At 28.3% G+C, this 12,754-nt stretch carries 12 protein-coding genes; 4 read left to right on the forward strand and 8 right to left on the reverse strand.

From position 1 onward, the window contains the following. Positions 1–152: 152 nt before the first annotated feature. Entirely contained in the window at positions 153–1,496 is a 1,344-nt protein-coding gene (locus ACVHXK_RS07215; RefSeq protein WP_461205702.1) for an MATE family efflux transporter, read from the forward strand. 217 nt (positions 1,497–1,713) lie between these two features. Here the strand turns inward: ACVHXK_RS07215 and thrB are convergent, their stop codons facing one another. From thrB to ACVHXK_RS07240, 5 genes are all read right to left on the reverse strand, one after another. Then, positions 1,714–2,616, reverse strand: a complete 903-nt coding sequence (thrB, locus tag ACVHXK_RS07220) for a homoserine kinase (RefSeq protein WP_461205703.1) — start codon at positions 2,614–2,616, stop codon at positions 1,714–1,716. A gap of 326 nt (positions 2,617–2,942) precedes the next feature. After that, positions 2,943–3,467: a spore maturation protein gene (locus ACVHXK_RS07225; RefSeq protein ID WP_461205704.1), complete on the reverse strand. Its 525-nt coding sequence runs from the start codon at positions 3,465–3,467 to the stop codon at positions 2,943–2,945. A 180-nt stretch (positions 3,468–3,647) separates the two neighbouring features. Continuing rightward, a complete protein-coding gene (locus ACVHXK_RS07230; RefSeq protein WP_461205705.1) occupies positions 3,648–4,217 on the reverse strand; it encodes a nucleoside recognition domain-containing protein in 570 nt (189 codons plus the stop codon). Positions 4,218–4,614: 397 nt separating this feature from the next. Next, entirely contained in the window at positions 4,615–5,841 is a 1,227-nt protein-coding gene (gene pepT, locus ACVHXK_RS07235) for a peptidase T (protein ID WP_461205706.1), read from the reverse strand. Between the two features lie 105 nt (positions 5,842–5,946). Then, positions 5,947–6,891, reverse strand: coding sequence for a DUF6263 family protein (locus ACVHXK_RS07240; RefSeq protein ID WP_461205707.1), 945 nt, complete (start codon positions 6,889–6,891; stop codon positions 5,947–5,949). Positions 6,892–7,236: 345 nt separating this feature from the next. Between ACVHXK_RS07240 and ACVHXK_RS07245 the strand changes: the two genes are divergently transcribed. Continuing rightward, positions 7,237–8,382 carry a glucose-1-phosphate adenylyltransferase gene (locus ACVHXK_RS07245; RefSeq protein ID WP_461205708.1) on the forward strand — a complete coding sequence of 382 codons (1,146 nt, stop codon included), beginning with the start codon at positions 7,237–7,239 and terminating at the stop codon, positions 8,380–8,382. Between the two features lie 18 nt (positions 8,383–8,400). After that, positions 8,401–9,522 (forward strand): glucose-1-phosphate adenylyltransferase subunit GlgD, encoded by a 1,122-nt coding sequence (gene glgD, locus ACVHXK_RS07250; protein ID WP_461205709.1) that lies wholly within the window; start codon positions 8,401–8,403, stop codon positions 9,520–9,522. Between the two features lie 36 nt (positions 9,523–9,558). Here glgD and ACVHXK_RS07255 read toward each other — a convergent pair whose 3' ends face one another. Together ACVHXK_RS07255 and ACVHXK_RS07260 are read right to left on the reverse strand one after the other, a co-directional pair. Further along, the gene (locus ACVHXK_RS07255) at positions 9,559–9,861 is read right to left on the reverse strand and encodes an ArsR/SmtB family transcription factor (protein ID WP_461205710.1); all 303 of its coding nucleotides are present in this window, start codon (positions 9,859–9,861) and stop codon (positions 9,559–9,561) included. A gap of 24 nt (positions 9,862–9,885) precedes the next feature. Beyond that, positions 9,886–10,209, reverse strand: coding sequence for a thioredoxin family protein (locus tag ACVHXK_RS07260; protein WP_461205711.1), 324 nt, complete (start codon positions 10,207–10,209; stop codon positions 9,886–9,888). 106 nt (positions 10,210–10,315) lie between these two features. On the opposite strand from ACVHXK_RS07260, the gene ACVHXK_RS07265 reads away from it, so the two are divergent. Then, complete coding sequence (locus tag ACVHXK_RS07265) at positions 10,316–10,810, forward strand: hypothetical protein (protein WP_461205712.1); 495 nt, start codon at positions 10,316–10,318, stop codon at positions 10,808–10,810. A 215-nt stretch (positions 10,811–11,025) separates the two neighbouring features. Here the strand turns inward: ACVHXK_RS07265 and ACVHXK_RS07270 are convergent, their stop codons facing one another. Then, positions 11,026–12,561, reverse strand: a complete 1,536-nt coding sequence (locus ACVHXK_RS07270; RefSeq protein WP_461205713.1) for an Ig-like domain-containing protein — start codon at positions 12,559–12,561, stop codon at positions 11,026–11,028. Positions 12,562–12,754: the final 193 nt, after the last annotated feature.

Below are 12,754 nucleotides of genomic sequence, written 5' to 3' on the forward strand. Positions count from 1 at the left end.
TGAACTTTCATCAGTTAGTATGGTCCAGCTTAGCTGGACGCACTGCATTGTGCATTGTGCATTGTGCATTGTGCATTTTTATTATAAATTGCTATTATTCAAATTTTATACTAATATTTAACGGTATAGATAAAAATTTAGGAGAAAACTCAATGTTTAATAAAAAAATGATCAAAGAAGTTTTAAAGCTAGCAATTCCAGCTGTAGGTGAAATGATTTTATATATGATGATATGGGTATTTGATACAATGATGGTTGGGAATTTTGGTGGTGAAGATGCTGTAAGTGCCGTCGGTTTATCCTCAGAGATACTATATACTTTTGTAAATATTTTCATATCTGTGGGTTTATCAGTTGCAATAACTTCACTTGTTGCAAGAAAAACTGGTGAAAAAAGAAAAGATTTAGCAGAAAAATACGCAACTATAGGTTTTATATTAGGATTACTTATTTCTCTAATAATATCTTTATCCATATTCTTATTTTCAAAAAATATATTAACCTTTGCTAATGCTACTGGTGAAATACTATATTTATCAAATATATATATTAAAATTGTTTCTATTGGACTTTTTTTCAATATGCTTACAAGTATGCTAAATGGAGTTCTACGAGGATATGGTAACACTGTCACCCCATTAATAGTGTCTGTTATTATAAATATAATAAACTTAAGCTTAGATGTTGTACTTATCTTTGGATTTTGGGTTTTTCCTACTTTAGGAGTTAAAGGTGCTGCCATTGCTACTCTAGTGGCACATATATGTGGATTTTTATTCATAACTATATATATAATAAAGAAATCCAAAATTAAAATTAATTTTAGATTAGTTAAAGAGATAAAAAGGCATGATATTATAGAAGTCGTAAAATTAGCTATACCGTCTTCAATGCAAGAGGCTTCTTTAGATATAAGCCGGTTACTGTGTATTTTCATAATTATGTATTCTGGTAAAATTGCCTTTGCATCAAACCAAATAGCAACTACGATAGAATCACTTTCATTCATGCCTGGCTGGGGATTTGCCGTAGCATCTACAACACTTGCCGGACAAGCAATTGGTGAAAATAATTATAAAAAAGCAAAAGAATATTCTTATATTTCCACCTTATTCGGTGTCTTAACTATGGCATTTTGTGCTCTTCTATTTTTCTTGTTTCCTAGATTTTTAGTATCATTATTTATAGAAAAAACTAGTACAGAAGTTATTGAATTAGGTGCTCTTTGCTTAAAAGTAGCTGCCCTCGAGCAAATACCTATTGCTATATCAATGGTCTTAGGTGGCGCATTAAAAGGTTCTGGTAACACGAAAGGCCCCTTCAAAGTATCATTTATTTCAAGTTGGCTTATTAGATTACCATTGATGATAATATTTATTTATTATCTGAAATACCCTGTTGTGTATGTTTGGTGGATAACTGCAATACAATGGTTATTTGAAGCAATAGCTATTGTCTTTATATTTAATAGGAGTTTTAAATCAGGCCACTACTGATTAAAAGATAAAGGATAAAAGAAAATGCACAATGCACAATTAATGATAATTCTCCTCGTTCCTCGGAGAATCTTTAATTTATTAAAAACGAAAACAAGAGCTTCTCGACCCTAAGTCGAGAAGCTTCCTTAATTGCAAATTGCACATTGCAAATTGCACATTGCAAATTACACTCTTCTCTTTGAGAAGCACTCTAAGATTTTAAAAGAAACGCACTTCACACTTCACACTTAAAAAGTGTGGCTCCTTCATAATCAGGTTTTAGTTTAATTATCTTCCATTCATCATCTAAACCACTTAAGAACTCTGTCATTTTATCTATGAAATCACAATCATCATTTTTTATTATTGAAATCAAAGTCGATCCTGAACCGCTTACAAATTCCGCTAAAGCACCGAATTCTTTAGATTTTTCAAATATCAAATCAGAATTAGTTATCAGTTTTTTTCTATATTCTTGATGAATTTTATCCATCATAAATAATCTTAAATTATCAAGTTTTCCTGTATTAAAAGCATTTACTAGCATAGCAGTTCTAGAATGATTATAAACACACTCTTCCCTAGTATATTTTTCTGGAAGAACCTCTCTTGCTTCTTCTGTACTAGTTTTAAAGTTAGGTATCATTACTACAAAAGAAATATTGTCAGGCACTTTCACTTCTGAATAAATCACTTTTTCGTCAGCCATCATCGATACTACCATTCCACCTAAAAGAGCTGGAACTACATTGTCTGGATGACCTTCCGCCTGTACAATTTCCTCTATGATTTCTTCTTGTGTCATCTTCCCATCCATTAGAATATTGGCCGCAAGCACAGCTGCTACTATACAAGTTGCACTACTACCAAGACCTCTAGATAAAGGAACTGGACATTCTGATATATTAAGTTTTATTCCTCTAAAAGAATAATTATATTTATTAAGAACTTGAAACAAAGTATTAAAAATAAGATTATCCTCAATGGCTATATCCGTTTCCTTACCTTCAATGTAAAATTCAAAGCCCTTATCTATTTCCTCAAATTCAAATACATTACTTATTCCTAGCGCCATACCAAAAGAATCAAATCCAGGTCCCATATTTGCAGTAGTAGCTGGAACTTTTATCCTAAACATTACTTTACATCCCCTTTGCTAGTTAATATATCATTGTATAACCATACATTCTTATGCATATAAACTTAAATTTATAATACCATATCTTCTAAATCTACTCAATGCTTTTATTGATATGCAAAAGCTATGTTTTAAAGAGTTGTTGATAAGCAAAAGTTATGTTTTTATATAAAGTATTCCTTCTTTATTAATTTTCAATGTTCAATTTGCAATTTGCAATTAATGATGATTCTCCTCGTACCTCGGAGAATCTTTAATTAATTTAAAGACTTCAGAAGAATGAAGAAGTCATCCTTAATTGTGCATTGTGCATTTTTTTAATTAGTCTATTTCAAAAAGAACATCCTAGAAATAGTCACAGCCGCAATAACAGCAGTTATATCTGCAAGTATAGCTGCCCATAATGTATGCCGAATTCTTTTTATATTTATAGCCCCAAAATATACTGTAAGGGTATAAAAAATTGTTTCTGTTGTACCTATAATAATTGATGCTACAAGTCCTATATAACTATCTGCTCCATAATCTTTTAAAATAGATAAGAATACACCTTGAGCGCCACTTCCTGAAAGAGGTTTTATCATAACTAGAGGGACAACTTCCGGTGGTAACCCTATAATGCTTACCAAGGGTTTAACTAGATTTATAAAAAAATGAAGTCCTCCAGAATCTCTAAATATACCTACAGCAAGTAACATTGCCAGCAAATATGGATAAATATTAAAACATAAAACGAGCCCTTCTTTAGCCCCTTCAATAAAGCATTCATACACTTTAACTCCCTTTACTATTCCATAAGAAACAATTCCTAGGATTAGAAGAGGGATAATAGAAATTACTATGTATTTCATACTAACACCTCTTATCAATGCACAATACACAACTAAATACTAATTTGCAATTAGCAATGTGCAATGTGCAATTATTGATAATTCTCTACCTTTGGTCGAGAATCTTTATTTTTTATTAAATCAAAGATTTTGCTATGCAAAATCTTCCTTAATTAAAAATTGCTAATTGCAAATTGCACATTAAAAAAATCTTTGAAGTATCTTACAATAAACAACCCCCATTACAGCTGCAAAACCCGTCGCTATTGTTGCTGGTATTATTATTACTCCAGGATTTTCTGAACCGCAGGCAGCACGCATAGAAATAACTGATGTAGGAATAAGCTGTATACAGGCTGCATTTAAAACTAAAAATAGAGCCATATCATTTGTTGCTCTTTCTTTATCTTTATTTTCCCTCTGCATTTCTTCCATAGCTTTAACACCAAATGGAGTTGCTGCATTAGATAAACCTAACATATTGGAAGTAAGATTTAAAAGAACACTACTCATAGCTTTAGGCGGCATATCTGTAAATATTAATTTAAGTATTGGGCTAAGTATTTTTGCTAATTTATCTGTAATTCCACTCTTTTGAGCAATTTTCATTATTCCACTCCAGAGACACATTATACCTATAAGCCCTATTATTAATTGAACAGAATCTTCTGTAGCTGTAATAACTGACTTTGATATTATTTCACCATTTCCTGTAGCTAGTCCAATAACAATCCCTACAGCTATTAAGAAAAACCAAATAAAATTAATCATTTCTTACCTCTTTTTATTCCTTATTATTTATATATATCTATGTTTGTACAATTCATTTTATTAATAAGTTATTTTTATAATCAATTTGCAATTGTTGTTGATTTTCTTCCCTTTGATCAGAAAATCTTTTCTATTAAATTAATTCAAAAATTTTGCGTAGCAAAATCATCCTTAACTTCACACTTCACATTCCACATTTCACACATTAAATAATAATTTTTATTAATATAACAATACTTTACAACTCAATAATTCTATAATAAAAAGCCCTATCAAAACATATTTCTATGCTTTAATAGAGCTTAAAATTTTTTTATTTTAGATTCTCTGAGGCATGAAGAGAATCATCATTAATTGCTAATTGCAAATTGCTAATTGATAATTAATAAAATGAGTTTTACTTATTACTATAATATTTAACTATGTTTATAATTACCTCTACTGCTTTTTCCATAGAATTTATAGGTATATATTCATATCTTCCATGAAAATTATGACCACCTGTGAAAATATTAGGAGTAGGTAGACCCATAAAGGATAGTCTAGCTCCGTCAGTTCCACCTCTAATAGGCTGAATTAGTGGAGTTACACCTGAAGTCTTCATTGCTTCAGAAGCTGCCTCTACAATATGCATTACAGGCTCTAACTTTTCCTTCATGTTATAATATTGATCTTTTATTTGTATTTCAACAGTATCTTTTCCATATTTATTATTTAGTTTTACTTCGATATCTTTCATTATCTTTTTCTTGTTTTCAAATTTTTCCCTATCATGGTCTCTTATTATAAATTTAAGCTTTGTGTTCTCTACTGTTCCTTCAAAGCCCATTAATAAATAAAAGCCCTCATATCCTTCTGTTTTTTCTGGGACTTGCTCTTTAGGAAGTAACCCTACTAATTCATTGCCTATAGAAATTGAATTTATCATCTTATTTTTAGCGGTTCCTGGATGAACATTTCTTCCTTTTATATTAATATCTGCCCTTGCTGCATTAAAATTTTCATATTCTAATTCGCCAATTTCCCCACCGTCCATTGTATAGGCAAAATCTGCTCTAAATTTTTCAACATCAAAATAATCTGCACCCCTACCAATTTCCTCGTCAGGAGTAAATCCTATTTTTATGCATCCATGTTCTATATCAGGATTCTCCATCAAAAATTCCATTGCAGTAATAATTTCTGCTATTCCTGCCTTATCATCGGCTCCTAATAAAGTATTTCCATCTGTAGTAATTAAATCCTGACCTATATATTTTTTTATTTCCGGAAAATCTTTTGGAGATAGCACTATATTATTTTCTTCATTAAGAATTATATCTTTTCCATCATAATTTTTAACAATTTTAGGTTTAACTCCTTCGCCAGAAATATCAGGTGATGTATCCATATGTGCAATAAATCCTACTGTTGGTATTTTCTTTTTTGTATTTGAAGGTAACTCTGCCATAAGATACCCCTTATCATCCAAAGAAATATTTTCCATACCTAAACTTTGTAATTCCTCATTAAGAAATTTGGCAAATTCCAACTGTACACTAGTTGATGGAACCGTTTCTGATTCATCATCCGACTTAGTATTATGTTTTACATATTCTAAAAATCGTTCAGTAACTTTTATCATATAATTTCCTCCTCAAAACATATTATGTTAAATCATAATCTAAGTTAATTATAATTTAATTCATGACAATATTCTATTATATCTAATCAATATGTTGGTAATATTCTATTTTCTGATTATAACCTCTGTCTTTCCTTTTATAACTAATGGTATTTCTCTTGCTCCCTTTTCTGGATTTCCAGATGTAATTTTAATCATTCCTGTTAGTTCATAATTTGTATTATATTCTTTCATCAATGATGAATCTTTATCTAATACTATAAACCCATTTTGCTCTCCTTCAATATCTACTGCATAATTATTTTCCCCTACTACGATCGTATCATTTTCAGGCTTGGTTTTTATGATACTACTCAACTTTATCTTAGCACTATTATCAGAAACATCTTCTAATTCATACTTATTATTAGACATTAAATGTACTATTATTTTCAAATCACTTTCTTTTTCAAAACTAGATCCTACTTTTAAGTTCTCACTATTATAAAATGAATTCATACTATTTAAGTTTGTTTTCATGCTTTCACTACTAAATTCCTTTGAAATAATCTGTTTATATTGTTCAAAATTATTAATTACCTCAGTATTTATCATTGCGAATCCATCTTCAATTATTTTATCTAATCCAATTATCTTATCTACCTTACCGTTTTCTCCTATGTAAACCTCAAAAGATTTATCTATTAAGGAAGAAAAAAATGCAAACAATAAATTATCCTGTTGTTCTATCAATTGGGAAGTATATTCTATGCTATTTCCATCATTTGATAATAAATAAAAAGAAACTTCATCAAACTTTACATTTATTTTACTGTTTTTATTATCATCTATATCTACCACTTCGCAATTATATTTAATCTCTTTTTTTAACTTACTAAAATTAATTATTTCTTTAATGCTATTATCAATTTCTTCTTCACTTAAATATTCTATCGAAAACCTATCCCCTTTTTTCAATTTTAAAGACATATTAACTTTTTCACCCATACATGCCGAAATTAATGAACTAATAATTACTAATTCCACTACTATAATTAATTTTCTACTCATATCTACTCTCCATTCTTTAAATAAATTAATAAAACACTCTATATTATATTATTGTTATTTTTATTATTTTTATAGCTATAATAGATATAAATAATTACTTAGGTATGATAAAATAATTATAGGTATAATTATTTTATTTGTGTAAACGTTTAATAAATTATTTAATACTCTTCATTCAACTTAGTTATTATAATTCTTTCATGTATAGAGTGATATTTTTTTATGAATTAGCATACATATTTTTACTATTTTGTTGAATGATTTTACTAAATATTGTAATATAGTAGTATGAATGATTTTAGCTAAATAAAATATTTAATTCAACAGAAAAGGATGGTGAACTGAATGCTAAAAAAAGAAACAATGGCTATGATATTAGCAGGTGGACAAGGCTCTAGATTAAAATCTTTAACAACAACAAATGCAAAACCTGCTGTCCCTTTTGGTGGAAAATATAGAATTATAGATTTCACTCTTAGTAATTGTTCTAATTCTGGTATTGATACAATTGGAATTTTAACTCAATATCAACCTCATACTTTAAATACCCATTTAGGTATTGGAACTCCATGGGACTTAGACAGAAATAATGGGGGGATTAGTTCTCTACCACCCCACATGAAACAAGATGGTGGTTATTGGTATAGTGGAACGGCAGATGCTATATACCAGAATATTAATTATGTAGATACTTTTGATCCTGAATATATTTTTGTTCTATCTGGAGATCATATTTATAAAATGGATTATTCCAAAATGTTAAAATACCATAAAGAAAAAGAAGCTGCTGCAACAATAGCTGTTATTCAAGTAACTTTAGAAGAAGCTTCAAGATTCGGTATAATGAATGCCAATGAGGACAATACAATTTATGAATTCGAAGAAAAACCAGCCAATCCTAAAAGTACTAATGCCTCAATGGGTATTTATATTTTTAATTGGAAAATTCTAAGGAAATACCTAATTAACGATGCAAAAGATAAAAATTCAAGTCATGATTTTGGCAAAAATATTATTCCAAAATTATTAGCCGACGAAAACAAACTATATGCGTATCCTTTTAAAGGATATTGGAAAGATGTAGGGACTCTTGAAAGCTATTGGGAAGCTAATATGGATTTAATAGACCCAGAAAATAAATTAAATATTTATGATAAGGATTGGAAAATATATACTGTTAATCCAAACAAACCACCTCAATATATTGGACCAAACGCAAAAATAAAGGATTCTTTATTAGTTGAAGGGTGCACAGTTTTTGGTGATGTTTCAAGGTCTGTTCTTTTCCCTGGCGTCCATGTAGGTAAAAACACTATAATTGAAGACTCTGTAATAATGTCAAATACTAGAATTGGTGATAATGTAATTATCAGAAAAGCCATTATTAGTAATGATGTTACCATACGAAAAAATAGTGTAATTGGTAATTCTGAGGATATAACTGTTATTGCAGATAATGAAGAAATCAAATCAAATTCAATAATAAAATAATTTACTGGAGGTGATACTATGATAAAAGATTATATGGGCATCATTAGTCTTATTGAAGATGATTCAAACTTAAAAAACTTAACAAGATCAAGGCCTTTAGCATCAATACCTATAGGTGGAAGGTATAGAATCATTGATTTTGCTCTTTCTAATATGGTTAATGCAGGAATAAAAAACGTTGGTATCTTTACAAGTAGTAATTCCAGATCTCTAATGGACCATTTAGGTTCAGGCAAAGATTTTGATTTGGATAGAAGACTTAACGGACTTTTTCTTTTCAATTCTAATGATGGATCATCTAAACGAAATGATATACAAATGATGAAAAATAATCTAGAGTATTTTTATAGAAGTAAGCAGAATCAGGTTATCTATTCTTTTTCTAATATGATATGTAACTTAGATTATAAAAAAGCCATAGAATTTCATGAAAAATCTGGGAAAGATATTACAATGATTTATAAAAAAATATGCGATGGGAAAAATCAATTTCTTGATTGCAATACTCTAAACCTAGATGAAGATGGAACTGTTTTGAGTGTTGGAAGAAATATTGGAACCATTGAAAATTTAAATATTTCAATGAATATGATGATAATAAAAAAAGAATGCCTTTTAGATATGTTAAGTACTTGTATTTCTACAGGATATTATAATTCCATAAGAGAATATATCTATTTAAATGTATCTAACTTATCTGTAAACTCATATAGTTTTGAAGGATATTTAGAATGTGTTAATTCTCTAACTAATTTCTATAAAATAAATATGGATATGCTTAAACCTAGAATAAACAAAGAATTGTTCTTCGCAGAAAGAACTATATGGACCAAAGTGAAAGATGCTCCTCCAACAAGGTATGGTAATTCTTCCTCAGTAAATAATTCAATGGTTGCCAATGGTTGTGTAATAGAAGGTACTGTGCAGAATAGTGTTCTACATAGACGTTGTGTTGTTGAAAAAGGAGCACAGATTAAAAATTGTATTATTATGCAGAACTGTACAATAAAAGAAGGCGCAAAACTAGAAAATGTTATTATTGATAAAAATGTAATTATTGACAAAAACAAAGAACTTAAAGGTGATTTTGAGCACCCAGTAGTAATAGAGAAAAAACACTATTATAGTATGATGAAATAATATCAAATATTAATATAACCGAGTAATATTACTCGGTTATATGTTTTTATTTAAGGCTTTTATCCTATCCATTGTCATTTGCTGCGCTAAATCTAAAAGTTCAATACATCTCTCATCTTTTATACAATAAATTATTTTTAATCCTTCTTTATGTGCTTTTAATATTCCTACATCTTTTAATATTTTCAAATGCTGAGATAAATTTGATTGGCTATATTCAACTAACTCATTTAGTTCACAAACACATCTTGAACCATCCTTAAGCATTTTAATTATGTTAATTCTTATAGGATGAGCTAATGCTTTAAATATTTTCACATACACCTCTTCATTATCCATAATAACACCTCAAATAAATATTTTTTAGTATAACATTTCATAATATCTTTTCAATTTTGCCTCTAAAATATCTAAACTTATAAATCTAGCTTCTCTAATTACTTCTTGCCCTTCTATAAAAACCAAAATAGCCGGAAGTGTAAAAATTGATAATTCTCCTGCAATAGTACTTACCTCATCTATTGATATTTCATAACCTTCAATTTTTGGCATAGTATTAATTATATCATCTAATTTAGGTTTTATAACACTACAAACACTACATTTAGATGATGTGACATATATAACTACTATTTTACCATTTGTAATTACTCTATTAATATCTTCTATAGAATTTAATTTATCCATTATATTCTCCTTCACAAAAACTATTTATTGACTTTTTAATGATATAGAATGATAATTTTATTATAGCAGACTTGAACATAATAATCTTTCAAAAGTGGGGTATTTTATGAAACAAAATAATAATAAAGTAATATCATTAGAAGAAAAAATGGAAATGTATTACAATAAAAAAAATAAAAAAAAACCTAAAAAAACTTTCAGTCTAAAAAATATAGGCCTATTAATCTTAATCTCTTTATCAATAATTATTTGGACAATCTTTTTTATTCATTCCAATCTAAAAGCAACATCTACAGTTATTATTTCAACACCTAACAAAATTGTATTAAAAGTAAATAAATATAACAAGGTTACTAAAGTAGAAGGCTATTCTAAAGCTAGTTTGCAAATTGCTAATGATAATCAAGCTTTCTTAGAAAACATAAATGATGCACTTATTTCTTTAGTAGAATATTGTAAAGAAAACGAGTATATTACCAATAAAAGTAATGTTCTTATCTTGTTAAGTGACAGCTCGAATTCTACCGTTAATATAAATGCATTCAAAAAATATATGGATGAAGAAGATTTTAGTTATACTATAAATGATAATGGAAAATGATAATTTGCAATGCCTTTTAAAAGATAATTTTCAATGTGCAATATGCAATTGTGGATGCTTCTCTCCCTTTGGTCGAGAAGCTTTTAATTTATTAAAAATTTTAAAGTAAAAAGAGTTCGCCTAAGCGAACTCTTTTTATTAATTCAAAGATTTTCTGAGGAACGAAGAAAATCATCTTAAATTGCAAATTGCTAATTGCTAATTGCACATTATTATTATTTAAAGACTGGTATTTCAAATACTGGTTTTGCTCCAGTACAACTGTCCATTAATGTTTTTATATTTTTAATTTGTTTATATGCCCATCCTATATCTGTAGCATATTGATGCCAACTAGTTTCTATGTTATATCTCATTTTATAAATAGTATTTTGATTATATTTTGCATTATTAATGTATCCACTTCCTATATAAGCTGCTCCACCTTTAATAGCATCATCTACAGTAAACCATCCTTGCTGATAAGCATATTCTGAACCATATTTGTTTGGATTATCATCATAGGCATGTACTGCAAATGCATTATATGCTACCTTTGCTTCAACTGCATTACCATCAACCTCTGATACTTCTATACCGCTTACTAAAACAGATTTACCATTGTTTGTCTCAAGTAATGAATGAGAAATTAAATATATAGGATTTATATTATTATCTTTTGCTGCATTTAAAAATACTTCACCTTTTCCTTCTAAAACACCTTTTCCTGCGAGAATACCATTTAAATCTTCTACAGTAACACCTTCCATGTAATGAAGATCTAAAAATTGATATTTACCATAATCATCAATAAAATTACTTGGATTCATATAGTACTTTATAATTTCCTTACTAGCTCTAACCCATGTGCTACCATGATCATTAACAGGTAATCCACTTGAAAACTGGTTTACTGCTGCTTCTTCTAAAGTTTTTGTATAATTAGTATAAGTAATTGTTTCATTTGCATTAGGTGTAGCTATAATATTTTTATCTAATACATTAAAATAATATGTATAATAATTATCGTAATCAGTTAATTCATTTTTATGAGAACCTTCCTCATTAGCTCTTCTTACATATACTACAGCTTGATATTTACCTGTAGATAAACCACTTTCAACAGAAAATTTATAACTGCTTGTCCCACTTGTAGCACCTGTAAATCCAGCTGTAAGCTCACTATAATTTGTAGATGTATATTGGTTAGGAGCATCGTAATAATTATTAGGATATTTAAATATATAAACCCTATATTGAACACTGGCATCTGTATTTGAAGTAATATTGAAATCAATATTACTATTTGCAATTACAGGACTTTGACTTGTATTAACTTTTTGAACCATTGGCAAATTTTCATCATTAGTAGCATCATTATAATTATTTGAAGGTACAAACTTCATAGTCATTTCTTCTTCTAATTTTTTTCCATTAACTGACTTTACATTTGCATTCAACTTCAAATAATATACACTATTAGGCTTGTACCCTTTTGCTGGAGGGTCTATTACTAAAGTTTTACTATCTTCTAATAAAGTAAATTTAACATCTATTTGTTGTCCTTCACTATTAACTACTTTAATATTTCCTTCAATTGTTTCCCTATCAAGTCCCTCTGAAAAAGTTATTTTCCATGACTTAACATTTGACACATCATATCTATCTGCAAGATATGCTTTATCAATGGCAGATACAAATCCCACGCTGGAAATCAAAACAATTACTAATGCTATAATTAATATTTTAATAAAATTAAATTTTCTATTCAATGTTATCACCTCGTTAAAATAATTTTACAACAAAACAAAGTTAATTTCAATAATTTTATTAATATTTAATTAATTTTTTCTTATAATTAAATTTATCACTAAACTATATTCTTTTTTTTACCAATTTCTCTGTTTATGCCGGGATTTCTTTATGATTTGCTATTATTATATAATAAGTCTATATTTTAAAATA

It is taken from the genome of Clostridium sp. DL1XJH146, assembly GCF_054819755.1.